The organism is Bradyrhizobium sp. NBAIM01 (assembly GCF_020194115.1).
Lineage (GTDB): Bacteria > Pseudomonadota > Alphaproteobacteria > Rhizobiales > Xanthobacteraceae > Bradyrhizobium > Bradyrhizobium yuanmingense.
On the sequence record NZ_JADYVU010000002.1, the window covers coordinates 512,333 to 538,143 of the forward strand.

Below are 25,811 nucleotides of genomic sequence, written 5' to 3' on the forward strand. Positions count from 1 at the left end.
GACCTTTATGCGCGGCGATCGCCTAAGTGGTCGTTATTGCGCGGCGCAAACCGTCGATCAAAGTGAACGAGCTGCGAACGAGCGCGACAAAACTGACCGGAATACCGCCGCGACGCCGAACCGCCTACGAATGGCATGTTCAGTTACCACTTTGCAGCCTGTGTTGGTTTACGGGAGGTTGATATCGCTGTGCCGTAGCACCTCCTTCAAAACGGCAGCGCCACGCTGGTCTTGATCTCCTTCAGCACCACGTTGCTGCGGACGTAGCGGATGCCGGGGATGCGGAACATGAACTCGTCGAGGAAGCGGTTGTAGGCCGCCATGTCCTGCACGACGACGCGCAAATGATAATCGGCGTCCCCGGTGGTCGCAAAACACTCCAGCACCTCGCGGCGCTTGGTGACCCTCGCCACGAATTCATCGACGAACTTTGCATCGTGCCGCTCCAGCGAGACGTGGAGGATGGCGGACATCGCAAAGCCTGCCCGTTCGCGCGCGACCAGCGCCGCATAGCCCTGGATGACGCCGCTCTCCTCCAGCGCCCGCACCCGCCGCCAGCAGGCCGAGGTGGACATGCCGACCCCGTCGGCGAGTTGCTGATTGGTGGCGCGGCCATCTCGCTGGAGATGGGCGAGAATGCGGGTGTCCTGCTCTTCGATCATGGGAGGCTCCAGTTCGAGCAGATCTACCAGATTGGACGCCTGCATGCAAAATTGTACCGAATTTCCATAGCAGAAGGGATAAATAGGTAAGACTTACCAGCGGCCCGGGCATAGCCTTCCATCACTGGGCAGGATGCCGCGCGAGGTCCGCCATGGACGCCACTCCGTCACTCGACACGTACGAGCTCTCCGATCGCTATGAACGCGAGGAGGGCCGCGTCTTCCTCACGGGCACGCAGGCCATCGTCCGCATCGCGCTCGATCAGGCGCGACGAGACCGTGCGGCCGGGCTCAACACCGCCGGCTTCATCTCCGGCTATCGCGGCTCGCCGCTCGGTGGCATCGATCTCGAGCTCTGGCGCATCCAGCAGCGGCTCAAGCGGGACCGCATCGAATTCCTCCCCGCCGTGAACGAGGACCTCGCGGCTACCGCGGTGCTGGGATCGCAACAGGTCGAGACGCAAGGCGACCGCGAGGTCGATGGCGTGTTCGGGCTCTGGTACGGCAAGGGCCCGGGCGTCGATCGGTCCGGCGATGCGCTCAAGCACGGCAACGCTTATGGCTCCTCGCCGCATGGCGGCGTGCTGGTGGTCGCCGGCGACGACCATGGCTGCGTCTCCTCCTCGATGCCGCACCAGTCCGACGTCGCCTTCATGAGCTGGTTCATGCCGACGTTGCACCCCTCGGACGTCGGCGAATATCTGGCGTTCGGCGAATATGGCTACGCGCTGAGCCGCTTCTCCGGCATGTGGGTCGGCTTCAAGGCGATCTCCGAGATCGTGGAATCGGGCGCCTCCGTCGCGCTCCGCCCGCCGCGCCTCTTCCGCACGCCAGACTTCACGCCGCCGCCGCGCGGCCTGCACTATCGCTGGCCCGATTTGCCGGGCCCGCAGATCGAGGAACGGCTGGAAGCGAAGAAGCACGCGGTCTACGCCTTTGCCAAGGCCAACCCGATCGACCGGCACATCTACGATATCCCCAGCGCCACCTACGGCATCGTCACCACCGGCAAGGCGCATCTCGACCTGATGGAAGCGCTGCGGCTGATGGGCCTCGATGAAGCGGCCTGTCGCCGCATCGGCATCGACGTCTACAAGGTCGGCATGGTCTGGCCGCTGGCGCTGCACGACGCGATGGAGTTCGTGAGAGGCAAGCGCGAGATCCTGGTGGTCGAGGAGAAGCGCGGCATCATCGAGAGCCAGTTCAAGGAGTATTTTTACGACTATCCCGGCAGCAAGCCCGAGCGCATGGTCGGCAAGCACGACGAAACCGGCGTACGGCTGATCTCCTGGATCGGCGAATTGTCGCCTCGCGCGCTCGCGAACGTGCTCGCGCGCCGGCTCGATCCGATGTTTCCGGGTCTCAATCTCGCCGCGCGCGCGGCCGCCTTGATGCCGGAAGCCGCGCGAACGATCAATGTCAGCGGCGCGACGCGCACGCCCTATTTCTGCTCGGGATGTCCGCACAACACCTCGACCAAAGTGCCGGAAGGATCGAAGGCGCTCGCCGGCATCGGCTGTCACTTCATGGCGAGCTGGATGGACCGCGAGACCTCCTCGCTGATCCAGATGGGCGGCGAGGGCGTGAACTGGGCTGCTTCATCGCGATTTACCGGCCGCAAGCACGTGTTCCAGAATCTCGGCGAAGGCACCTATTATCACTCCGGCTCGATGGCGATCCGGCAGGCGATCGCGGCCAAGGCCAACATCACCTATAAGGTCCTGTTCAACGACGCGGTCGCCATGACCGGCGGCCAGCCGGTCGACGGGCCCGTCAGCGTCCATGCCATCGCCCACAGCGTCCGCGCCGAAGGTGTCGAGCGCATCGCCCTGGTGTCGGACGATCCCGCGCAATTCAGGCCGGCCGACCTGCCATCCGGCGTGACCATCCATCCGCGTGAGGAGATGGATGCAGTGCAGCGCGAGCTGCGCCAGGTTCCCGGCGTCTCGGTGCTGATCTACCAGCAGACCTGCGCCACCGAGAAGCGGCGCCGGCGCAAGCGCGGGCAGATGGCCGATCCCAAGCGCTTCGCCTACATCAACGACCTCGTCTGCGAAGGCTGCGGCGACTGCTCGGTCGAATCCAACTGCCTCAGCGTCGAGCCGAAGGAGACGCCGTTCGGCCGCAAGCGGCAGATCAATCTGTCGGCCTGCAACAAGGATTTTTCCTGCCTCAACGGCTTCTGCCCGAGCTTTGTCACGGTCGAAGGCGCGACGCGGCGGAAGAAGAGCGCGAGCCATATCGACGCGGCCGACCGCGCCGCCACACTACCCCTGCCCGCGCCCGCAACGCTCGAGCGGCCCTACGATCTCTTGGTGACCGGCGTCGGCGGCACCGGCGTGATCACCGTCGGCGCGCTGATCGGCATGGGCGCGCATCTGGAACGCCGCGGCGTTTCGGTGCTCGACTTCACCGGCTTTGCGCAGAAATTCGGGCCTGTGCTGAGCTACATTCGCCTGGCCGCGAGCCCCGAGGCGCTGCACCAGGTTCGCATCGACCAGGGCGCGGCCGATGCGCTGATCGGCTGCGACCTCGTCGTCAGCTCCTCGCCCAAGGCATCAGGCACATATCGCCGCGGCACCCGTGCCGCCGTCAACACCGCGGAAATGCCGACCGGCGACGTGGTCCGCTTCCGCGACGCCGATCTCGCTGCGCCAAGCCGCCTGCGCGCAATCGGTCAGGTCATCGGCGAGCACAATCTCGACAGGTTCAATGCCAATGCGCTGGCCGAGCGCCTGCTCGGCGATGCCGTCTACGCCAACATCATCATGCTGGGCTTTGCCTGGCAGCGCGGTCTCGTCCCTGTTTCGCTGCAGGCGCTGCTCCGCGCGATCGAGCTCAACGGCGTCGCGGTCGAGCGCAACAAGCAGGCCTTTGCCTGGGGCCGGATCGCCGCTGCCGATCCGGATTTTCTGCCGACCTCGGACAAGGCACCTGAAGCCGAGACGCTCGACCAGATCATTGCCCGGCGCGCCGAGTTCCTCACGACCTATCAGGACGACGCCTACGCGGCGCGCTACCGGGCGATGGTCGGAAAGGTCCGCAATGCCGAGGCCAAGCTGAACAGCCAGGCGCTGACCGAGGCGGTCTCTCGCGGCCTGTTCAAGCTGATGGCCTACAAGGACGAGTACGAGGTGGCGCGGCTGCACATGCGAAGCGGCTTTCTCGACGAGCTGAAGCGTGAATTCGAGGACGGCTTCAGCATCCAGTACCACCTCGCCCCGCCGTTTCTGAAGTCGCGGCGCGATGCACGGGGACGTCCGCGCAAACGCGCCTTCGGCCAGTGGATTCAGGTGCCTCTGGCCATGCTCGCGCGCTTGAAAGCACTGCGTGGAACGCCGTTCGATCCGTTCGGCTACACCGCGGAACGGCGCGCCGAGCGTGAACTGATCGCCTGGTATGAAGGCCTGGTCGATCGGATGCTGGGCGAGCTCGATGCGGCGCATCTGCCAAATCTCGTGGCGATCGCCAAAGGCCCGATGGATATCCGCGGCTATGGCCCGGTGAAGGACATCGCGATTTTGAAGGTGAAGGCCGAAGTCGAGCGGCTGCTCGCCGAACTGGACACGCCATCGCCGGCAAGGATGCACGCCACCGGTTGACGCGGCGCCGCGGACGCTTCAGCCTCTAAGGGGCGCTCTGATGGCCTCCTGCAATCGGGTGATGCATCATGGATTTCGACCAGTTGACACTGACGGAGGCCGCGGCCGGCCTCGCCGCCGGGACATTCACGAGCACCGCACTCACCCGGGAAGCCCTGGCCCGTGCCAAGGCCAACGCCGAGCTCAATGCCTTTGTCACCCTGGACGAAGCCGGCGCCTTGAAGGCCGCGGCCGCGTTCGACGCGGCAGGCGACAAGACAAAGCCGCTCGGCGGCGTACCTATCGTGATCAAGGACAATATCGAGGTCGCGGGACTGCCCTGCAGCGCCGGCACACCGGCGCTGAAGGATTACATTCCGAAGGCCGACGCGCCTGTCGTGACAAAGCTGCGCGATGCCGGGGCGGTCATCATCGGCAAGACCAGCATGCACGAGCTCGCCTTCGGCATCTCCGGCTACAACACCGCGTTCAAGACCGGCGCCGAGTATGGCGTGCGCAACGCCTATGATCGCACTTTGATCGCCGGCGGCTCCTCGTCAGGCACGGGGGCGGCGATTGGCGCACGGATCGTCGCCGGCGGGCTCGGCACGGACACCGGCGGATCGGTGCGGGTGCCTGCCGCCCTGAACGGATGCGCCTCGCTGCGCCCGACGGTCGGCCGCTACCCGCAAGACGGCATCGCACCGATCTCGCACACCCGCGATACCGCAGGCCCGATGGCTGCGACCATGGCGGATGTCGCGCTGCTCGACCGCGTCATCGCCGGTGGCGATGCGCTTGCGCCGGCGGATCTGACGCAGGTCCGCGTCGGCCTCGCGAGATCGATGCTGGCCAATCTCGATGCCGACACCGAGGCCGCGTTCCAGGAAGCCGTCGCGAAAATGAAGGTGCAAGGCGTCACGGTCGTCGGGATCGAGATGCCGCAACTGGCAGAGCTCGACGCCCAGGTCAGCTTTCCCGTCGCGCTGTACGAGGCCTATGACGATCTGGTCGCCTATCTCAGGCACACCGGCACCGGCCTCTCCATCGCGGCATTGGCGGAGCAGATCGCCAGCGCCGATGTGAAGGGCACCTATGACGGCTTGGTGATCCCGCGCAAGCTGCCTGGTCCCGACGGCACCCTGGTCGACGCCAAGCCGATCTACGACGCCGCGATCGAGATTGCGCGCCCCGCGCTGCAGGCGCTGTACACCAGGAGCTTTGCCGACAACCGGCTCGATGCGATCGCCTTCCCGACCACGCCGCGCGTCGCCATCCCCTCCAATCCGGAGTCCAGCAGCCTCGAGAATTTCGGCCTGTTCATTCAGAACACGGACCCCGGCAGCAATGCCGGGATTCCCGGCATCCAGATCCCGATCGCGCTCGGTGCCAGCAGCAGATTGCCGATCGGGCTTGAGCTCGATGGCCCCGCTGGTAGCGATTCCCGCCTGCTCGCGATCGGCATGGCGCTCGAGGCTGCGTTCGGCCGCTTGCCGCCACCGGCTCGCTGACGGACTCCCTCCGGAAATGATGGAAGGTGGCGCCTCGTTCGTTCGGCCGGCCGGACAAGGCGAGGGGAGGTCCGATCCCGTTCATCGTGGTATTTCGATGGGGGTGGGCGTACCTTCCTTATCGCTGTCGAATATGATCAGGACGCGCAATCCGGCGGAAGTCGCGCCCAGCGGCAGTAGTCCCTCCGGCTTTCGCTTTGGATCGAACGGGAGTTCCTTCAATAGCCGTACGGTCTCGGACGCTCCGTCCCAAGAATATATTGCGTAGGCTCCCGGCCCGTCCGCACCAGGACCGGCCAGGATGAGGGTGCGATCGCCGAACGCGGCGAGATCGCGTACACCCCTGTTGTCACCGAGCGGAAGTCGGAACAGCCGGTGAGACGTGCTTTTTCGATCACCGAACAGCGCGTCTATCTCTACCGACAGGACGACGGCGCGATTGTCGTTCAAGACGGGCCCCCGGAATCCCGCGAGCAACGTCCGATCGTCCTTGATCGCCACGCCCTCGATGGTCAAGCCGTTCTTCTCCAGCCTGATATCCATGAACTCGAGAAGCGCAGGTTCGGCCGCGATGACCTCTCGCAATTGCCCCGTACGCTCGATGCCCGACGCATTGCCATCTGCCCCCGTCGTGCGGAACCGAACGATCTGGCTGCTTGCGGCAATCCTGGCCCGAATCTTATCGGCATCTTTCTTGGGGTCGAGCTTGTGGTCCTTGTCCCGCGGATGACCATGCGAGCCGATGACGTAATACTGCCGTTTGGAGAAGGCGACGCCCTCGCCATCAAGTTCGAGCGCCTTGCCATTGAACGTGTTGTTGATCAACTTCACGGGGCTGCCGGCGACGAGCTTGCCGTCGGTCAATTCGATGAATTGAGCGCCCTGGAGATTGTCGTCGATAACGAGGCACGAACGGGGAAACCCATCAGCGGTCGTGCAGGCGATGCCGCTGACATCCTTCGACTTGCCTCCGTCCTTGCCGATCAGCTTGTTCTTGACCGGCCACGCATCGTCGGCCGCAGCAGGAGAAGGCTGCACGCCCCCCGCCATCACGAGGCCGAGCAGCAAAGTCGCAATCCATCCTGCTCTGGCAATGGTCATCGAAGCCTCCCTAGAGCGGCAGTCGGGCCAGATCAAGCCATCCAGCTCCATCACAGGATGATGCCGCCAATCCCTTGCGAAGCTCTCACGCAAGCGAACGTTGACCGGCTTGCCGCCGGTCGATCCGTCACACATGGAAGAGCAACAGATGGAAGAGGAGAAGCTAGAAACCTGGCCTGGACGAAACGTAATAAAAAAAATGGATCGAACCGATTGCCTCGGCCCCAAATACATCATTCATATCTCAGGTTGTATTGTTGCAGACAACTCGGCGTTGTCAACACGCTTTCTGCCGCACGTGGAGCCGTCGGTGAAAGGTCTCATGAATACGGGTTGATCAGCTTCTGCTGCTCGGCGCTGTGGTGCACGAGCAGGTCGATGAAGGTCCTCACTTTCGCCGACAGATGATGACGATGTGGATAGACCGCGTTCATGGAGAGCTCGACCGTCCGATATTCCGGCAACAGGCGCACGAGGCGGCCGGCTTCGAGATCATCCTGAATGAGGAACCCCGCCATCAGGCAGATTGCGGCGCCCTCCAGCGCGACCTCGCGCAGCGCTTCTCCGCTATTGGTGACGAAGCTGCCGGAGACGCGCACCGAGGCCGGCGTGCCCTTGCGATCGAGGAAGCGCCATTCGTCGCCGAACGGATAGTTCAAGTGCCGACCACAATTGTGCCCGGTGAGCTCGTCGAGCTTCTGCACCCGGCCGTGCTTCTCGATGTAATCGTGGGAGCAGCACAGCACGTGGCGCCAGGTGGCAAGGCTGCGCACGATCAGGCTTGAATCCGGTGGCTGTGTCATGCGCAGGGCAACGTCATAGCCTTCCTCGATGAGGTCGACCTCGGCCTCGCCCATGCGCAGATCGATCTTGAGCTCCGGATAGGTCGACAGCAGTTTGGCCGCAATCGGCGCGACGAACGGCACCATGTGCGTGGCGACGTGAATGCGCAGCGTGCCGCGCGGCACCGACTGCAATTCGCTCGCGATGTCGTCGGCCTGTTCGATATCGGCGAGAATCTGGACGCAGCGGTCGTAATAGGCCTTCCCGATCTCGGTCAGATTGACCTTGCGCGTGGTGCGGTGAAGCAGCCGCACCCCGAGCCGGTCTTCCAATGCCTGCACGTGATTGCTCACCATGGTGGTCGACATGTTGAGCTTGCGGGCTGCTGCGGAGAAGCCGCCGGTCTCGACCACCCGGCTGAACACTTCGAGGCTGGTCAATCGATCCATGGCTTTCCTTGACTGGGATGTGCGCCTCAGCAGCAATCGCGCTTGCGTAGCCGCTCGCCTGACCCGGTAGACATCACGAACCAGGGTGACCGGTCAGATTATCCACCTTGAATGGATAATCCTTCCAAAATCTAGCCAATTATCATCCGGGCCAGCAAGACCGATAGTCTCAGCGAGCCGACAGGAGACTGCAATGTCCGAAATGCCCCGCACCGAGACCTTCCAGCAAGCCACTGAAATCACGCGCGATTACGCCAAGGCGCCGCCCGCTATGCCGGCCCGGAACAGGGTCCGGCGCGCGGCCTTGGTGCTCGCGCTGCTCGCAGGCACTGCGACCATGGCCTACTACGGACACGATTACTGGACCAACGGCCGCTACCTCGAATCCACCGACGACGCCTATGTGAAGGCGGACTCCACGATCGTCGCGCCGAAAGTCTCCGGCTACATCGCCAAGGTGCTGGTCGGCGACAATGAGAAGGTTCGGGCGGGCCAGCTGCTGGCCAAGATCGACGACCGCGATTTCAAGGCGGCGCTCGACCAGGCGAAAGCCGACGTCGCTGCCGGCGAAGCCTCGGTCCGCAACATCGACGCCCAGCTCGAACTGCAGCAGCCGATCATTGAACAGAGCACCGCCGACGTCGCCGCTGCAGAAGCCAATCTGAAATTCGCGCAGGAGGAGCGCGCCCGCTACGACGACCTCATGAAGTCGGGCTCCGGCACGATCCAGCGCGCGCAGCAGACCGACGCGGCGCTGCGCGCCAGCAGCGCGCAATTGCAGCATGCCAAGTCCGGCCTCGTCGCCGCGCAGCGCAAGGTCGACGTGCTCACCACCCAGCGCGCCCAGGCCACCGCCCAGCTCGAACGCGCCCGCGCGGTCGCGCAGCAGGCGGCGCTGAACCTGTCCTATACCGAGATCACCGCGCCGGTGGACGGCACGGTCGGCGCCCGCAGCTTGCGTGTCGGCCAATACGTGCAGGCCGGCACGCAATTGATGGCGGTGGTGCCGCTCGACGCCGTCTACGTCGTCGCCAATTTCAAGGAGACCCAGCTCACCCATGTGCGGCCGGGCCAGCCGGTCGAGCTGCACGTCGACAGCTTCCGCAACATCAGCCTGCGCGGCCATGTCGACAGCCTGTCGCCGGCGAGCGGGCTCGAATTCGCGCTGCTGCCGCCCGACAACGCCACCGGCAATTTCACCAAGATCGTGCAGCGCGTTCCGGTGAAGATCGTCCTCGACGACCACAGCCTCACCGGCTTGCTGCGGCCTGGCATGTCCGCGGTGCCGACCGTCGACACCAAACAGGCGGTGCTGGCCGAGCGCGAGACGGCCAAGCGCCTTGCCGACAATACGTCCCGCGCGAATGGGGGTTGAAGCCATGGGCACGCTCCAACCGGCCCTCAACGCTACCTCCGCCAATCTCCCCGCCGCTGCTGCGCCCACGGCGGTGTCCACAAAGACCTGGATTGCGGTGATCGGCGCCACCCTCGGCGCCTTCATGGCGGTGCTGAACATCCAGATCGTCAACGCCTCGCTCGCGGACATTCAGGGCGCGATCGGCGCCGGCATCGACGACGGCGGCTGGATCTCGACCTCCTATTTGATCGCCGAGATCGTGGTCATCCCGCTGTCGGGCTGGCTCGCGCAGGTGTTCTCGATCCGCATCTATCTGCTCACCAACGCGATCCTGTTCCTGGTTCTGTCCGCGGCCTGCGCACTGGCGCAGGATCTGTCGCAGATGATCGTGCTGCGCGCTATCCAAGGCTTCACCGGCGGCGTGCTGATCCCGATGGCCTTCACGCTGATCATCATGCTGCTGCCGCGCGCCAAGCAGCCGGTCGGCCTTGCGCTGTTCGCGCTGTCGGCGACTTTCGCGCCGGCGATCGGCCCGACCATCGGCGGCTATCTCACCGAGAATTTCGGCTGGCAATACATCTTCTACGTCAACCTGGTTCCCGGCGCGATCATGGTCGGCATGCTCTGGTATGCGCTCGAGCCCAAGCCGATGAAGCTGGCGCTGCTTCGCGAGGGCGACTGGGCCGGCATCATCACCATGGCGATCGGCCTGTCCGCGCTCCAGACCGTGCTGGAGGAAGGCAACAAGGACGACTGGTTCGGCTCGCCGTTCATCCTCAAGCTCTCGATCATCGCCGCTGTTGCGCTGACTGCATTCCTGATCATCGAGCTCACGGTGAAGAAGCCACTGCTCAATCTGCGTCTGCTCGTGCGTCGCAATTTCGGCTTCGGCATGCTCGCGAACTTCCTGCTCGGCATTGCACTCTACGGCTCCGTGTTCATCCTGCCGCAATATCTGGCGCGTATTCAGGGCTACAATGCCGAGCAGATCGGCATGGTGCTGGCCTGGACCGGGCTGCCGCAACTCGTGCTGATCCCGCTGGTGCCGCGCCTGATGCAGAAGTTCGATGCGCGGATCATCATCGGCGTCGGCTTCGTTCTGTTCGCAGCATCCAACTTCATGAACATCAACATGACCAACGACTATGCCGCCGACCAGCTGCTGTGGCCCAATATCGTGCGCGCCATCGGCCAGGCGCTGGTGATGGCGCCGTTGTCGGCGGTCGCGACCGCAGGCATCGAAGCGGAGAATGCGGGCTCGGCCTCCGGCCTGTTCAACATGATGCGCAATCTCGGCGGCGCCGTCGGCATCGCGCTGCTGCAAACCGTGCTGTCCAAGCGCGAGCAATATCACTCCAACGTGCTGATGCAGTCGGTTTCTGTGTTCGAGGAGGCCACGCGCACGCGGCTCGAGCAGCTCACGCAATATTTCGTCAATCACGGCGTTATCGACCGTGCGGACGCCGCGCATCGCGCCTATGTCGCGATCGGCCATACCGTGCAGAAGCAGGCCTATATCTTCGCCTTCAGCGATACTTTCTACCTGCTCGGAATGGCGCTGATCGTCGCTCTCATCGCCGTATTCTTTCTGAAGAGGCCCGGCCAAGTCTCGGCCGGCGGAGCCCACTGACCCAACCAAAGAAAAGGAGAACGACCATGAAGCCCCGCATGAACTACTACCAGGCCGCGCCCGATACGATCAAAGCGCTGGTGGCGCTTGAGCAGCAGATCCAGTCGACCGGCCTGGAGAAATCGCTGATCGAGCTGGTCAAGATCCGGGCCTCGCAGATCAACGGCTGCGCCTTCTGCATCAACATGCACACCGAGGACGCCCGCAAGCGCGGCGAGACCGAGCAGCGCATCTACCTGCTCAACGCCTGGCGCGAATCCCCGCTCTATTCCGGCCGTGAGCGCGCCGCGCTGGCCTGGACCGAAGCGGTGACGCTGATCTCAGAGACGCATGCGCCAGACGAGACTTACGAACAGGTCCGCGCGCAGTTCTCCGAAGAGGAGACGGTGAACCTGACCATGCTGATCGGTGCCATCAACGCCTGGAACAGGATCGCGATCGCGTTCCGCGCCGTGCATCCGGTGAAGGTGAAGGCGTCAGTGGCTTAAACCGACGGCAACGGACGGTCTCGTAGGGTGGGCAAAGCGTAAGCGTGCCCACCATTCTTCAGCAAAAACGGGAGAAGGCGTGGGCACGGCGCAAGCGCGCCTTTGCCCACCCTACGACCGCTACGTATGCCGCTTACACCGCCGTCGCCTTGGCGAAGTCCACGTAGATCTCGCGCAGACGCGTCGCCATCGGGCCGGGCTTGCCGTCGCCGATAGTCTTGCCGTCGATGGCGACCACCGGCTGCACGAAGGAGGATGCGCTGGTGATGAAGGCTTCCTTGGCGGCGAGCGCTTCGGCGACCGTGAAGGAACGCTCCTCGACGCGGAGCTGGCGCTCCTCGGCAAGCGCGATCACGGCCTTGCGGGTGCAGCCGGGCAGGATCGCGTTGGAGTTCTGGCGGGTGACGATCACGTCGTCCTTGGTCAGGATGAATGCCGTGGACGAGCCGCCTTCGGTCACATAGCCATCCTGCAGCATCCAGGCTTCGCCGGCGCCGGCTTCCGCCGCGGCCTGCTTTGCCAGCACCTGCGCCAGCAGCGCCACGCTCTTGATGTCGCGGCGCTCCCAGCGGATGTCGGGCACCGTGATGACGTTGATGCCGGTCTTGGCCACCGCGGCATTGATGATGTCCTTCTCCGACGTGAACATCACCAGGCTCGACCTGACGTCAGCCTTGGGGAACGGGAAGTCGCGCCCCTTGTCGGCACCGCGCGTCACCTGGAGATAGACGAGGCCGTTCACGAGCTTGTTGCGCGCGATCAGCTCCTTCTGCAGCTCGGTGATGCGCTCGATGGTCTCCGGCAGCTTCAACTTGATCTCGCCGACGGACCGCTCCAGCCGCGCCAGATGCGAAGCATTGTCGACCAGCTTGCCGTCGAGCACGGCCGAGACCTCGTAGATGCCGTCGGCGAACAGGAAGCCGCGATCGAGCACCGAGATCTTGGCTTCCGAGAGCGGGACGAATGAGCCGTTGACGTAGGCGATCGAGTCCAAGGCAGGTCTCCTGGGAGGGAAGGGATTTGGCCACCGGTATAGGAGATTTGGCGGGCTGGATAAACCCACGATCCGTCATTCCGGGGCATTCGCAAGGCGAATGAGCCCGGAATCCATCTCACCGCGGTACTGCCCCGCTTGATGGATCCCGGGCTCGCGCTACGCGCGCCCCGGGATGACGACGGGTTAATGCGACAGAATCTTCGACAAGAACTTCTGCGCGCGGTCGCTGCGGGGTTTGCCGAAGAAATCGTCCTTCGCTGCGTCCTCGACGATCTCGCCGCGGTCCATGAAGATGACGCGGTTGGCGACTTTGCGGGCAAAACCCATCTCGTGGGTGACGACCATCATGGTCATGCCCTCGCGGGCGAGATCGACCATGACGTCGAGCACCTCGCTGACCATTTCCGGATCGAGCGCCGAGGTCGGCTCGTCGAACAGCATCACGATCGGATCCATCGCGAGCGCGCGAGCGATGGCGACGCGCTGCTGCTGGCCGCCGGAGAGCTGCGCCGGGAATTTCTGCGCCTGCTCCTTCAAGCCGACGCGCTCGAGCAGCTGCATGCCTTTGGCCTGCGCCTTGTCATGCCCCCTGCCCAGCACCTTCTCCTGCGCCAAGCAGAGATTGTCGATGATCTTGAGGTGCGGAAACAGCTCGAAATGCTGGAACACCATGCCGACGCGCGAGCGCAGCTTCGGCAGATCGGTCTTGGGATCGTTGACCTTGGTGCCGTCAACGAGGATGTCGCCGCTCTGGAACGGCTCCAGCGCATTGACGCATTTGATCAGCGTCGACTTGCCCGAGCCGGAGGGGCCGCAGACCACGACGACCTCGCCCTTGGTGACATTGGTGGTGCAGTCGGTCAGCACCTGGAAGGTGGGGCTGTACCATTTGTTGACGTGGCTGATTTCGATCATGAGCGGGGAGCCCTAGCGAATGATGGCGATGCGCGCCTGGAGGCGGCGGACGCCGTAGGACGCGATACAGGAGATGGTGAAGTAGACCACGGCGGCGAACAGATACATTTCGACCAGGCGGCCGTCACGCTGCGCCACCTTGCTCGCCGCGCCCAGGAAGTCGGTGATCGACAGGACGTAGACCAGCGAGGTGTCCTGGAACAGCACGATGGTTTGCGTTATCAGCACCGGCAGCATGTTGCGGAAGGCCTGCGGCAGCACGACGTAGCGCATGCTCTGGGCGTAGGTCAGCCCCAGCGCACTCGCCGCGGCCGGCTGGCCGCGCGAGATCGACTGGATGCCGGCGCGCATGATCTCGGAGAAATATGCCGCCTCGAACATGATGAAAGTGACGAGCGAGGACGTGAACGCGCCGACGCTGATCGGACGCGAGGCGCCTGTCACCCACTGCCCGATATAGGGCACCAGGAAGTAGAACCAGAAGATCACCAGCACCAGCGGCAGCGAGCGCATGAAGTCGACATAGATGCCGGCGATGCGGCCCAGAATCTTGAATCCGGACAGGCGCATCAGGGCGAGCGCCGTGCCGAAGACTAGGCCGCCGAGAGCTGCGAGGAAGGTCAGCGTCAGCGTGAACGTCATGCCCTCGTAGAACAGATACGGCAGCGCGCGGCGGATGACGTCGAAATCGAGATTGCCGAGCATCGCTTATTTCCCCGTGATGTAGCCGGGGATCGCAACCCAGCGCTCGAGGAAGCGCATCGCGGTCACGACGACGGCGTTGACGAGGAGATAGAGGATGGTCGCGGCGGTGAAGGCCTCGAACACCTGGAAAGAGAATTCCTGCATCGAGCGCGCCTGTCCGGTCAGCTCGAGCAGGCCGATGGTGATGGCGACGGCGGTGTTCTTGATGGTGTTGAGGAATTCAGACGTCAGCGGCGGCAGGATGATGCGGAAGGCCATCGGCAGCAGCACGTAGCGATAGCCCTGCACGGTGGTCAGGCCGAGCGCAGTCGCCGCCATCTTCTGCCCGCGCGGCAGCGAGGAGATGCCGGCCTGCAGCTGCACGGCTACGCGCGCCGACATGAAGAAGCCGACCCCGATCGCCGCCGTCCAGAACGGCGCGTTCGGCAATTGCTTCAGCCACAGCCCGGCCGCCCTCGGCAGAATTTCCGGCAGCACGAAAAACCACAGGAAGAGCTGCACCAGAAGCGGCATGTTGCGGAAGAATTCGACGTAGGCGAAGCCGAACCAATTGGCGCCCTTCGACGGCAGCGTGCGCATGACGCCGACGATCGAGCCCGTGATCAGCGCGATCACCCAGGCCAGCGCCGCGGTCTTGAGGGTCAGCGCCAGCCCCGACAGCAGCATGTCGAGGTAGGTGCCGGTCCCCATCGGATTCGGCTGGAAGAAGATTCCCCAGTTCCAGTTGTAGTTCACGTGTCCCCCGCGCGAACGCGCCCGTCATTGGACGTCTTGAGCGCCTATGCAAATGTCCGGCCACCCTGGTGTCAAGAGTGGCCGGACATGATTCCGATCGAAAGATCGAGGTTTTATCTTACTTGTAGTCGTCCGGGTTCGGCGAGTCCGTCGGCTTGGCGAACTCGTTCTTCAGCTCGGCCGAGATCGGCGTGTTGAGGTTCAGGCCCTTCGGCGGGATCTTCTGGGTGAACCACTTGTCGTAGATCTTCTCGGCCTCGCCGGAGGTGTAGAGCGCAGCCGTGGCCGCATCGACGACCTTCTTGAACGCAGGATCGTCCTTGCGCAGCATGATGCCGTAGGGCTCCGGCTTGGAGAACGCATCCTTGGAGATAACGTAGTCGCCTGGGTTCTTCGAACCGGCGACGAGGCTCGCCAGCAAGATGTCGTCCATGACGAAGGCGACCGCGCGGTCGGTCTCGACCATCAAGAAGGCTTCGGCGTGATCCTTGGCCGGAATGATGTTGGCGCCGAGGCCCTTGGCGGCGTTGGCTTCGGTGAGCTGCTTGATGTTGGTGGTGCCGGCGGTCGAGACCACGGTCTTGCCCTTGAGGTCATCGATCGACTTCAGGCCGCTCGACTTCTTGAAGACATAGCGGCTGGCGGTCAGGTAGTGGGTGTTGGTGAAGGCGACCTGCTTCTGGCGCTCGGCATTGTTGGTGGTCGAGCCGCATTCGAGGTCGATGGTGCCGTTGGCCATCAGCGGGATACGGGTCGCCGAGGTCACCGGGTTGAGCTTGACCTCGAGCTTGTCGAGCTTGAGCTCCTTCTTCACGGCGTCGACGATCTTGTAGCAGATGTCCATCGCGAAGCCGACCGGCTTCTGGTTGTCGTCAAGATAGGAGAACGGGATCGAGGAATCGCGGAAGCCGAGCGTGATGGCACCGGTGTCCTTGATGTTCTTCAGCGTGCCGGTCAGCTCCTGGGCCCCGGCTTGGCTGACGACGAGGGTCGCGGCGAGCGCGAGCCCGATGTGACGGAAATGTTTCACGTTTTTCTTCCCCTTTCGGATGATGCGGCCCGGATGCAAGCACAAATCGGGCCGGATTAGAATGTAACTTTCGGCTGGATCGTCGGCTCAGGTTAACGGGCCTGTCAGTGGCTTTGGCAACTCTCCGAGATCCCAGAACAGCCCGGCCATCACCGTCAAGGCCTCTTCGGTCAATGGCAGCAGGATGTGCTCATTGGGCGCATGCTGGGAGCAGCCGGGATAGGAGTGCGGCACCCAGATCGTCGGCAGTCCCAGGATCTCGGAGAACACGTCATTGGGCAGCGAACCGCCGAAATTCGGCAGGACGGCCGGCGCCTTGCCGGTGGTCGCTCGCACCGAATCCGCCGCCCATTTGATCCACGGACTGTCGAAATCGGTGCGCGATGCAGCAAAACTCTGCGCCGCGCGCACCTCGACCATCGGAAAGCCGCGTCCGACCAGATGTGCGCGGACAGCGTCGATCAGCCCTTCAACCTTGGTCCCAACCACGAAACGCAGTTGCAGCACGGCACTGGCCTGGCCGGGGATCGCGTTGGCCGGCTTCTCGATATTGCCTGAGGACATCGCCAGCACTTCCAGCGTGTTCCAGGCGTAGAGCCGTTCAGCGGCCGATAGACCCTCCTCGCCCCAATTTTCGGCCAGCGCCGGCTCGTCCGCAGTCGGCACCACCTCGACGTCGGCGAGATAGGAGCGGATCTGGTTGGTCAGCCGCGGCGGCTTCAAGGCATCGAGCTGGAGACGGCCGCGGCCGTCGACCAGGGTGGAGATCGCGTTGACCAGGATGGTCGCGGGGTTGGCGAGCACGCCGCCCCAATTGCCGGAATGGTGGCCGCCGTCGCGCAAGTTCACGTCGAGATGGATGCGGATGCCTCCACGACAGCCGAGAAACAGCGTCGGCCGATCGGCCGAGAGGCGCGGCCCGTCGGAGGCCATGAACAGGTCGGCCTTGAGCGCGTCGCGATGGAGATCGCAGACCTTGCCGAGATCGGGCGAGCCGATCTCCTCGCCCATCTCGATGATGAACTTGGCGTTGAAGCCGAGCTTACCGCCGCGCGCCTCGCGCACCGCACGCAGCGCGGCCATATTGATGCTGTGCTGCCCCTTGTTGTCGGCGGTGCCGCGGCCATAGAGGCGCGTCCCGGAAGCATTGGTGCGCCAGGGATCCCGGCCATCACGCCACTCGCCTTCCATGCCGTCGACGACATCGCCATGGCCGTAGACCAGCACGGTCGGCAGCGAGGCGCTCTCGTGATGCTCGGCGAACAGGAACGGCGCCTTGCCGCTCGGGGATTCGACGATGCGGCTGGAAAAATCGAGCGCGGCGAAAGCCGGCTGCATCTCCTGCTCCAGATAGGCGCGCAGCTCGGGGCCGCGCTGCGGATTCTGGCTCTCGGTCTTGTAGGCGACGCGGCGGTCGAGTTCAGCGAGGAACGCGCCGGAGTTGAAATCCTCACGGGCGCGGGCGATGGCGTCGGCTCTGGTCATACTTGCTTTTCGAGATGTGAGACGAAGGACCTTACCTGAGGCGGGTTGGCCTTCGAAAGTGGCGGGGACTTGGATGGTTTCTTGTAGTTCTCTTGTAGCTCTCTTGGGATTTTCGTTCTTGCTTCCTTGAGACTGACTTGCCAAGCGCAGCTGCGACGCTGACTTTGGCCTTGCCAAGCGCAAGCCTTCTATTCTTGGCCCTTGCCAAGGGCCAAGAATATGCAAGAACTTCGCCAAGTTGGGGCGCACATCTATCATTCGAAGAGCGCTCAGTACAGGGCGCCGAGGGACCAGCATGGCCAAAGAGATCAGGCTCAACGCCTTTGCGATGAATTGCGTCGCACACCAGTCACCGGGCCTGTGGACCCATCCGCGCGACCGCACCGCCGATTATAACCGCCTGCCCTACTGGACCGATCTCGCCAAGACGCTGGAGCGCGGCCGTTTCGACGGGCTGTTCCTGGCCGACGTACTCGGCGTCTATGACGTGTATGGCAACAGCCCTGACGCAGCCTTGCGCAATGCAGCGCAGACGCCGTCGAACGAGCCGCTGCTGCTGCTGTCGGCGATGGCGGCGGTGACGCAAAATCTCGGCTTCGGCGTCACCAGCAATCTGTCGTTCGAGCCGCCCTATCCGTTCGCACGGCGGATGTCGACGCTCGATCACCTCACCGAGGGGCGGATCGGGTGGAACGTCGTCACCGGCTATCTCGACAGCGCCGCGCGCGGTGCCGGCAAGGACAAGCAGACCGGCCATGACGACCGCTACGACATCGCCGACGAATATATGGAGGTCGTCTACAAGCTCTGGGAAGGCAGCTGGGAAGACGATGCCGTGCTGCGCGACCGCAAGCGCGGCATCTTCACCGACCCGGCAAAAGTTCATCGCGTCAATCATGCGGGCGCGAACTACCGCATCAACAACACCATTCACCTCAGCGAGCCCTCGCCGCAGCGGACGCCGGTGCTGTACCAGGCCGGCACTTCGCCGCGCGGCCGGCAATTCGCGGCCAAGCATGCCGAGTGCGTGTTCATGTCGGGACCGTCGGCCAAGGTGATCGCGCCGCGCGTCTCCGCGATCCGGCAGGAGGCCGCCGCGCTCGGCCGCAACCCGGCCGAGATCCTGATGTTCTCGATGATGACGATCATCCTCGGACGGACGGAAGCCGAGGCGAAGGAAAAATACGCCGACTACCGCCGCCACATCAGCCCCGAAGGCGCGCTGGCGCTGATGTCGGGATGGACCGGCGTCGACTTCTCCGGCTACGACCTCGACCAGCAGGTGCGCCACGTCCAGAACGATGCCGGCCGCAGCGCCATGGACAACGTCACCCGCGCCGACCCCGACCGTGTCTGGACCGTGCGCGACGTCATCGAGCATGTCGGCATCGGCGGCGCCGGCCCGGTCGTGGTCGGCACGCCCGAGATGGTCGCAGACAAGATCGAAGGATGGTTCGAGGCGACGGATGTCGACGGCCTCAACGTCGCGTTCGCGATCTCGCCCGGCGATTTCGAGGATATCGCCGACATGCTGGTGCCCGAGCTGACGCGGCGCGGGAGGTACAAGAGCGAGTACGCCAAGGGCACGTTGCGGGAAAAACTGTTCGGCGAGGGCCGCGCGCGCCTCGACGCGCCGCATCCCGCGGCGGAGTATCGCGTGGGGAAGAAGGGGTAGGCGGAAGATCGCGCCACAGCCAGGCTGTCGTCCCCGCGAAGGCGGGGACCCATAACCACAGGAAGTAGTTTGGCGAAGACTCGGGAGCTCGATACGCCTACCAGCCGCAGTCGATAGATCACGCGGTATGGGTCCCCGCCTTCGCGGGGACGACTGCGGGGCTACACCTTCCCGTCCACCATCACCTCGATCAGCTTGGTTCCCGGCCGATTGAACGCTGACGTCAGCGTTGCCTTCAGTTCGCTAACATCGCTGACCTTGATCGCCTCACAGCCGAGTGCCTTGGCGACGCCGGCGAAATCCACGGGTGGATCGACGAAATCCATGCCGACGTAATTGTCATCGCCGTGGAAGGCGAGCAGGCGCTGCTTGATGATGCGATAGCCGCCGTTGTTGGCGATGACGACGTTGAGCGGCAGCTTGTGATGCGCCGCGGTCCAGAGTGACTGGATCGAGTACATCGCGCTGCCATCGCCGGAGAAGCACACCACGGGGCGATCGGGATTGGCAATGCTGGCGCCGACTGAGGCCGGCAGGCCCCAGCCGATGCCGCCGGAGGCGAGCCCGTGATAGCCGTAGCGGTCGCGATGCGGATACAGGGCCGTGATCTGGCGGCTGGAGGTGAGACCTTCATCGACCAGGATGGCGTTGTCAGGCATCGCCTCGACCATTTGCAGCACGAGGAAGTCCGGATCGATCGGTGTGCGGCCTGCACTCTTGCCGATCTGCTCGACCAGCGCCGCGCGGCGCGCGGTCCAGTTCTTCGGCGCGAGCTCGGCGAGACGCTGCTTGGCGCGGCTCGCGAGGGCTGCGCCGCCCATCTCCTTGAGTACCGGGATCAGCGCGCGCAGCGTTTCCTTCAGATCCGCCTTCAGCGCGATCTCGGCCCCGTAGTTCTTGGCGATCTCCCAATCGACGAGGCCGATCTGCACGATGCCGAGGCCCTCAGGCAGCGCATCGACCTCGCTATAGACCGACATCCGCAAGGGATCGCCGCCGAGCGCGATCAGCAGATCGTAGGGCGCGAGCGTATCGCGGGCGACCTTCTGCACGCGCGCGAGCGTGCCGACGAAGCTCGGGCTTTCGGACAGAAAGTGCGAGCCGTAGGGCGTCGAGGACTGATAGGCCGCAGCGCCGAGCAGCTCGGCCAGTTCAGCCGCCTCCGTCAAAGCATCGCTCTTGACCACCTCGTCCATGGTGACGATCACGGGACGCTCAGCCTTGAGCAGGCGTGCGGCAAAGGCCTTCAGCGCCTCGTCCGACGGTTTCGTGCGCGCATCGATGCGGGTGGAGCGGCCGAGATCGATCCCGGCTTCGCTGTTGAGGATGTCGCCGGGCAGCGAGATGAACACCGGCCCGGTTGGCGGCGTCATCGCCACCTTGGCGGCACGGCGCACGATGCGCGGCAGGTCCTCCAGCCGTGTCACCTCGACCGCCCATTTCACCAGCGGCTCGGCCATGCGCACCAGCGGACCATAGAGCACCGGCTCCATCAGACCGTGGCCCTGCTCCTGCTGGCCCGCCGTCAGGATCATCGGCGTGCCCGTGAACTGGGCGTTGTAGAGCGAGCCCATGGCGTTGCCGAGGCCGGGCGCGACGTGAACGTTGCAGGCGACGAGCTTGCCCGAAGCGCGGCTGTAGCCGTCGGCGATCGCGACCACCAGGCTCTCCTGCATTGCCATCACATAAGTGAGATCGGGATGGTCCTTCAGCGCATGCATGATCGGCAGTTCGGTGGTTCCAGGGTTGCCGAACAGATGCGTGATGCCCTCGTCCTTGAGCAGCGCGAGAAAGGCGGAGCGGCCGGTGATCTTGTTCTTCATGTTTCCTCCAGGAGCGGACCGTTGCCGCAAGGACCGAAAGCATGATGGCCGAGATGCTGGCAGAGGCGCAAGGAAGCGCGGTCATGGCTGCGTTGCGCGGGAGAGGCGCTACATCTCCTCCCGCCCGAGTTCGAACGGGTCGTCCCCGCCAGCGCGCTTCTTCCTTTTCGAGCGCTGCCAGACGACGCCGGGAAAGCCCTTCAGCGGCACCAGGGGCTCGCCGGTATAGGCCCATTCCTGCAGCTCCTCGATGGCGATGTGATAGAGCGGCTGGCGGCCGGTGCGCTCGTTGAACAGGGCGCGGGAGATGTTGACCATGTGCGGCCCGCGCGGGCGCTCGTACATGATCGGCGTGCCGCAATGCGAGCAGAAGCTGCGCGCGGTCTTCGTCGCCTTGTCCTCGTAGCGGGTCAGCGCGGTCTTGCCCGAGGTGATGCGGAAGCGCTTCTTCCAGCTTCCGACATAGGTGGCGTAGGCCGCGCCATGGGCGCGGCGGCTGGCAGCGGAATGATCGTGCCAGGCCCAGCGCGCGGGCACGTCGATCTCGAAGGCGACCTTGCCGCAGAGGCATTGGCCGGTGGCGATCCCTGCGGCGGCTGCGGCTTTGGCCATGGACGTCTCTCCGTCGTCATTGCTAGCGCAGCGAAGCAAGCTCGTCATTCCGGGGCGATGCGAAGCATCGAGCCCGGAATCCATCCCACGTCCAGGTATGCGGCCCGATGGATTCCGGGTTCGCGACTTCGTCGCGCCCCGGAATGACAGATCAAGCCGGCGTCAGCTCGTCATACACCGGATAATCCGTGTACCCCTTCTCCTCGCCGCTGTAGAACGTCGCGCGATTGTACGGCGTGATCGGGTAGCCGTGCTCGAGACGACGCGGCAGATCAGGATTGGAGATGAAGATGCGGCCGAAGGCGATGATGTCCGCATGTCCGTCGGCGATCGCCGCATTCGCGGTCTCCCCGGTGAAGCCGCCGGCGGTCATCAGCACGCCGCTGTAGAGCGGACGGAACAGCACCATCGCCGATGGCACGTTCTGCCAGTTGACCTCGGCGCGGCCCGCACCGCTCGAGCGCGGCTCGATGAGATGCAGATAGGCGAGACCGAGCTTGTCGAGCGCCTTCACCACGTAAGTGTAGAGCGGCATCGGATCGGGCTCGCCGGAATCATTGGCGATGCCGTAGGGCGACAGCCGCACAGCGACACGGTTCGAGCCCCAGACGTCGATCGCAGCCTGAGTGACCTCGAGCAGAAGGCGCGCGCGGTTCTCGATTCCGCCGCCATATTGATCGGTGCGCTGGTTGCTGCGCGATTGCAGGAATTGCTCGAGCAGATAGCCGTTGGCGCCGTGGATCTCGACACCGTCGAAGCCGGCGGCGAGCGCATTCTTGGCACCCTGCCGGAACGCCTCGACGATGCCCTTCACCTCATCAGTCTCCAGCGCGCGCGGCGTCTCGTAGTCGGCGATCTTTCCGTCGGCCGTCATCGCCTTCATGCCTTCGGCCTTGATCGGAATTGCCGAGGCCGAAACCGGCAGCTCGCCGCCGTGGAAGGAGGAATGAGAGACGCGGCCGACATGCCAGAGCTGGAGAAAGATGATGCCGCCCTTGGCGTGCACGGCATCCGTCACCTTGCGCCAGCCCGCGACTTGCGCCTCCGAATAGATGCCGGGTGTCGCCGGATTGCCGCGGCCGTGCGAGAGCACCGGCGAGGCTTCGGCGATGATCAGGCCGCCCTTCGTCGCACGCTGGCCGTAATATTCGGCGTTCAGTGGCCGCGGCGCGAAAGTGTCGCGCTCGGCCCGCATGCGCGTTAGCGGCGCCATCGCGACGCGATGCGCGAGCTGGTAGGGACCGACCTGCAACGGCTTGAACAAGGCTTCGAATTTCATGTGGTCCCCGGATGTCTTTGAAAGGATGCAGATGATTGTGAGGGAGACTGACCGCCTGAAGGCGGTGGTTGTTCTCCCTCTCCCCGTTCTTACGGGGAGAGGGTTGGGGTGAGGGGCTGCCTCGGCAATCGCGGTGAGAGTGGACTCGCGGAGAGTCCCCCTCACCCGGAATCCGCGCGTTGCGCGAATTCCGCCTCTCCCCGCAAGCGGGGAGAGGCGAAGGAGAGCCGGCCTTACGCCGTCTTGATCCAGACGGCCTTCACGTTGAGATATTCCTCGACGTGCTGCTTGCCGGATTCGCGGCCGTAGCCGCTCATCTTGTAGCCGCCGAACGGCACGGCCGGATCCATCGCCTGGTAGCAGTTGACCCACACCGAGCCGGCACGCAAGCGTTTCGCCACCGCATGGGCCTTGCTGACGTCGCGCGTCCACAGACCGGAGCCGAGGCCGAACGTGGTGTTGTTGGCGCGTTTGACCAGCTCGTCCATGTCCTTGAACGCGATTGCGGAGATGACGGGGCCGAAAATCTCCTCCTGCGCGATGCGCATGTTGTCCTCGACACCCGCGAACACCGTCGGCGAGACGAAGAAGCCCTTCGACAGCGCGCCTTCGGTGACACGGCCGCCGCCGGCAAGCGCCCTCGCGCCCTCCTTCTGGCCGATGTCGAGATAGCCGGTGACGCGCTCGAGCTGCTGCTCCGAGACGAGCGGCCCGATCTGCACGTTGGGATCGAGGCCGTTGCCGACCTGCAGCTTCTTGCCGAACTCGGCGACGCGGTCGACGAATTCGTCATAGATCGAGTGCTCGACAAACAGGCGCGTTCCGGCGCTGCAGATCTGCCCTGAATTGGCGAACACCGCCATCGCCGCGCCGGGCACGGCGGCGTCGAGATCGGCATCGGCGAACACGATGTCCGGCGACTTGCCGCCGAGCTCGAGCGAGACGCGCTTGAGATTGCCGGCGGACGCACGGATGATCGACTGGCCCGTGACATGCGAGCCGGTGAAGGCGACCTTGTCGACGTCGTGATGCGAGGCGAGCGCCGCCCCCGCGGTCTCGCCATAGCCGGGGACAACGTTGATGACGCCGGGCGGCACGCCCGCTTCCATTGCGAGCTCAGCGATGCGCAGCGAGGTCAGCGGCGCTTCTTCGGCGGGCTTGAGCACCACGGTGCAGCCGGTCGCGATCGCCGGGCCGATCTTCCAGATCGTCGCGGTCAGCGGCCCGTTCCAGGGAATGATGGCGCCGACGACGCCGATCGGCTCCTTCAGCGTGTAGGAGAAGATCTCGCCGGGTAGCGAGTTCTCGATGGTCTCGCCGTGGATCGCGGTGGTCTGGCCGGCGTAATAGCGCAGCATGCCGACGGCGCGCAGGCGGTAGGCACGGGTGCGGCTCAGCGGCGCGCCCATGTCGAGCGTGTCGAGCTGCGACAATTCGTCGAAATTCTTCTCGACGAGATCGGCGAGCCTCAGGAGCAGGTTCTGCCGCTCGAACGGCTTGACCTTACTCCACGGGCCTTCGAAAGCGCGACGCGCGGCCGCGACCGCACGATCGATGTCTTCCTTGTCGCCTTCGGCGACGGTTGCGAGCAGCTCGCCGGTGGCGGGATTGCGGGTCTCGAAGCGCTTGCCCGAGGCTGCATCGACCCACTTGCCGTCGATCAGCATCTGCTTGTAGGACCCGTTGGCGAACGGATGGCGCGTGATCGGAATAGCCTGCGACACAGCCATGGCTGCACTCCCTGTCAGTTGAATTGATTGGTTCGATCTGGGCGGGATCGTTCGGCCGAGGATACAGCCGCGCCTGATAGGCGTAAAGGCAGCGCGGAACGAAGACCTCCCATGCCGACTTGTGCAGGGTCGCATCGCTGCCATGCTATAGCTCGGCTGAAGGCTTTCCACGGAGACGCTCGATGTCACATCCCGCCATCGTCAAGGACAATGTTGCCGTGATCACGGGTGGCGCAGCCGGCATCGGATTTGCCGCCGCCGCGGCATTTGCGCGCGCTGGAATGAAGGTATGTATCGCTGACGTCGACGAGACACGCTTGGCAGAAGCTGCAACAAAATTGTCATCCGTAACATCGGCCGCAAACGTCATGACCTCGGCCGTCGATGTCAGCAAGATCGAGAGCGTGACGGAACTCGAGCGCGCCGTCCACGCGCGGTTCGGCGGCACCGATGTCCTCATGAACAATGCCGGCATTCAGCCCGGCAGCACGTTGTTCGACGCGCCGGATAATTGGCAACGCATCATCGCCGTCAACATGTGGGGCATCATCAACGGCTCGCGCATCTTCGCGCCAAACATGATCGCCCGTGGCAGGCGCGGCCTCATCATCAACACCGGTTCCAAGCAGGGCATCACCACGCCGCCCGGCGATCCCGCCTACAACGTCTCCAAGGCCGGCGTGAAGGCCTTCACCGAGGCGCTCCAGCACGAGTTGCGCAACACGAATGACTGTCGCGTCACGGCGCACCTGCTGATCCCGGGCTTCGTCTTCACCGGCCTGACCGCAAAGGGACGCACCGAGAAGCCGGCCGGCGCCTGGACGCCGGAGCAGACGGTCGATTTCATGCTGGCTCGGCTGGAGGCCGGCGACTTCTACATTCTCTGCCCGGACAATGACGTGCCGCGCGCGCTCGACGAGAAGCGCATGCTCTGGGCGGCCGGCGATATCGTCGAGAACCGCCCGCCATTGTCGCGCTGGCATCCGGATTACGCCGATGCGTTCGCGAAGTTTGTGGCGCGAGAGTAGGCCTGCACCGCTCTCTCGCTCGCCCCCAGGGCTATCGCATATGACTTGTGGCGGCGGTCTGCGCGCACGCCTCGTCCTTCGAGACGGCGCTGACGCGCCTCCTCAGGATGAGGCTAATCGGCGTCAGTGCCCGTTGAAACTGCTGCCGCGCACTCCGACCTCATCCTGAGGAGCCCGCCTCAAGCGGGCGTCTCGAAGGATGGCCGCAGGGAAATCTCAAATGCGATAGCCCTGC

20 protein-coding genes are annotated in these 25,811 nt (G+C 64.4%); 7 read left to right on the plus strand and 13 right to left on the minus strand.

Annotation, left to right across the window (positions count from 1 at the left end; genetic code table 11):
• Positions 1–206: 206 nt before the first annotated feature.
• Positions 207–662: an Lrp/AsnC family transcriptional regulator gene (locus tag I6F31_RS08750; RefSeq protein WP_036021113.1), complete on the minus strand. Its 456-nt coding sequence runs from the start codon at positions 660–662 to the stop codon at positions 207–209.
• A gap of 152 nt (positions 663–814) precedes the next feature.
• Between I6F31_RS08750 and I6F31_RS08755 the strand changes: the two genes are divergently transcribed.
• Together I6F31_RS08755 and iaaH are read left to right on the plus strand one after the other, a co-directional pair.
• Entirely contained in the window at positions 815–4,264 is a 3,450-nt protein-coding gene (locus tag I6F31_RS08755; RefSeq protein WP_225185271.1) for an indolepyruvate ferredoxin oxidoreductase family protein, read from the plus strand.
• A 68-nt stretch (positions 4,265–4,332) separates the two neighbouring features.
• Positions 4,333–5,754 carry an indoleacetamide hydrolase gene (gene iaaH, locus I6F31_RS08760; protein WP_036021070.1) on the plus strand — a complete coding sequence of 474 codons (1,422 nt, stop codon included), beginning with the start codon at positions 4,333–4,335 and terminating at the stop codon, positions 5,752–5,754.
• An 81-nt stretch (positions 5,755–5,835) separates the two neighbouring features.
• On the opposite strand, the gene I6F31_RS08765 is transcribed toward iaaH, so the two are convergent.
• Together I6F31_RS08765 and I6F31_RS08770 are read right to left on the minus strand one after the other, a co-directional pair.
• Positions 5,836–6,855, minus strand: a complete 1,020-nt coding sequence (locus I6F31_RS08765) for a DUF3616 domain-containing protein (RefSeq protein WP_157785978.1) — start codon at positions 6,853–6,855, stop codon at positions 5,836–5,838.
• A 320-nt stretch (positions 6,856–7,175) separates the two neighbouring features.
• Positions 7,176–8,087 (minus strand): LysR family transcriptional regulator, encoded by a 912-nt coding sequence (locus I6F31_RS08770; RefSeq protein WP_035997299.1) that lies wholly within the window; start codon positions 8,085–8,087, stop codon positions 7,176–7,178.
• Positions 8,088–8,280: 193 nt separating this feature from the next.
• On the opposite strand from I6F31_RS08770, the gene I6F31_RS08775 reads away from it, so the two are divergent.
• From I6F31_RS08775 to I6F31_RS08785, 3 genes are read left to right on the plus strand one after another with little or no spacing between them, the layout of a single operon-like run.
• Positions 8,281–9,462 (plus strand): HlyD family secretion protein, encoded by a 1,182-nt coding sequence (locus tag I6F31_RS08775; RefSeq protein WP_036021065.1) that lies wholly within the window; start codon positions 8,281–8,283, stop codon positions 9,460–9,462.
• Between the two features lie 4 nt (positions 9,463–9,466).
• Positions 9,467–11,074 (plus strand): MDR family MFS transporter, encoded by a 1,608-nt coding sequence (locus tag I6F31_RS08780; RefSeq protein WP_225146293.1) that lies wholly within the window; start codon positions 9,467–9,469, stop codon positions 11,072–11,074.
• Between the two features lie 26 nt (positions 11,075–11,100).
• Positions 11,101–11,562: a carboxymuconolactone decarboxylase family protein gene (locus I6F31_RS08785; RefSeq protein ID WP_225146292.1), complete on the plus strand. Its 462-nt coding sequence runs from the start codon at positions 11,101–11,103 to the stop codon at positions 11,560–11,562.
• 133 nt (positions 11,563–11,695) lie between these two features.
• On the opposite strand, the gene I6F31_RS08790 is transcribed toward I6F31_RS08785, so the two are convergent.
• The 6 genes from I6F31_RS08790 to I6F31_RS08815 all read right to left on the minus strand — a co-directional run bounded on the left by I6F31_RS08790 (position 11,696) and on the right by I6F31_RS08815 (position 17,429).
• The gene (locus I6F31_RS08790) at positions 11,696–12,556 is read right to left on the minus strand and encodes a D-amino-acid transaminase (protein WP_036021055.1); all 861 of its coding nucleotides are present in this window, start codon (positions 12,554–12,556) and stop codon (positions 11,696–11,698) included.
• Between the two features lie 186 nt (positions 12,557–12,742).
• The gene (locus I6F31_RS08795; protein WP_035997285.1) at positions 12,743–13,474 is read right to left on the minus strand and encodes an amino acid ABC transporter ATP-binding protein; all 732 of its coding nucleotides are present in this window, start codon (positions 13,472–13,474) and stop codon (positions 12,743–12,745) included.
• A 12-nt stretch (positions 13,475–13,486) separates the two neighbouring features.
• Complete coding sequence (locus I6F31_RS08800) at positions 13,487–14,179, minus strand: ABC transporter permease subunit (protein ID WP_035997282.1); 693 nt, start codon at positions 14,177–14,179, stop codon at positions 13,487–13,489.
• Between the two features lie 3 nt (positions 14,180–14,182).
• The gene (locus tag I6F31_RS08805; protein ID WP_035997279.1) at positions 14,183–14,914 is read right to left on the minus strand and encodes an amino acid ABC transporter permease; all 732 of its coding nucleotides are present in this window, start codon (positions 14,912–14,914) and stop codon (positions 14,183–14,185) included.
• 118 nt (positions 14,915–15,032) lie between these two features.
• Positions 15,033–15,944 (minus strand): amino acid ABC transporter substrate-binding protein, encoded by a 912-nt coding sequence (locus I6F31_RS08810; protein ID WP_225146291.1) that lies wholly within the window; start codon positions 15,942–15,944, stop codon positions 15,033–15,035.
• A gap of 87 nt (positions 15,945–16,031) precedes the next feature.
• On the minus strand, positions 16,032–17,429 hold the full coding sequence (locus I6F31_RS08815; RefSeq protein ID WP_225146290.1) for a M20 family metallopeptidase: 1,398 nt from the start codon (positions 17,427–17,429) through the stop codon (positions 16,032–16,034).
• A gap of 295 nt (positions 17,430–17,724) precedes the next feature.
• On the opposite strand from I6F31_RS08815, the gene I6F31_RS08820 reads away from it, so the two are divergent.
• Entirely contained in the window at positions 17,725–19,104 is a 1,380-nt protein-coding gene (locus tag I6F31_RS08820) for an LLM class flavin-dependent oxidoreductase (RefSeq protein WP_225146289.1), read from the plus strand.
• A gap of 161 nt (positions 19,105–19,265) precedes the next feature.
• Here the strand turns inward: I6F31_RS08820 and I6F31_RS08825 are convergent, their stop codons facing one another.
• The 4 genes from I6F31_RS08825 to I6F31_RS08840 form a co-directional block, all read right to left on the minus strand.
• Positions 19,266–20,927, minus strand: a complete 1,662-nt coding sequence (locus I6F31_RS08825; RefSeq protein WP_225146288.1) for a thiamine pyrophosphate-binding protein — start codon at positions 20,925–20,927, stop codon at positions 19,266–19,268.
• Between the two features lie 108 nt (positions 20,928–21,035).
• Positions 21,036–21,539, minus strand: a complete 504-nt coding sequence (locus tag I6F31_RS08830) for a GFA family protein (RefSeq protein WP_225146287.1) — start codon at positions 21,537–21,539, stop codon at positions 21,036–21,038.
• A gap of 151 nt (positions 21,540–21,690) precedes the next feature.
• A complete protein-coding gene (locus I6F31_RS08835) occupies positions 21,691–22,818 on the minus strand; it encodes an alkene reductase (protein WP_225146286.1) in 1,128 nt (375 codons plus the stop codon).
• A 233-nt stretch (positions 22,819–23,051) separates the two neighbouring features.
• A complete protein-coding gene (locus tag I6F31_RS08840) occupies positions 23,052–24,548 on the minus strand; it encodes an aldehyde dehydrogenase family protein (protein ID WP_225146285.1) in 1,497 nt (498 codons plus the stop codon).
• Between the two features lie 182 nt (positions 24,549–24,730).
• Between I6F31_RS08840 and I6F31_RS08845 the strand changes: the two genes are divergently transcribed.
• Positions 24,731–25,576: an SDR family NAD(P)-dependent oxidoreductase gene (locus I6F31_RS08845; RefSeq protein ID WP_225146284.1), complete on the plus strand. Its 846-nt coding sequence runs from the start codon at positions 24,731–24,733 to the stop codon at positions 25,574–25,576.
• The last annotated feature ends 235 nt before the right edge of the window (positions 25,577–25,811 follow it).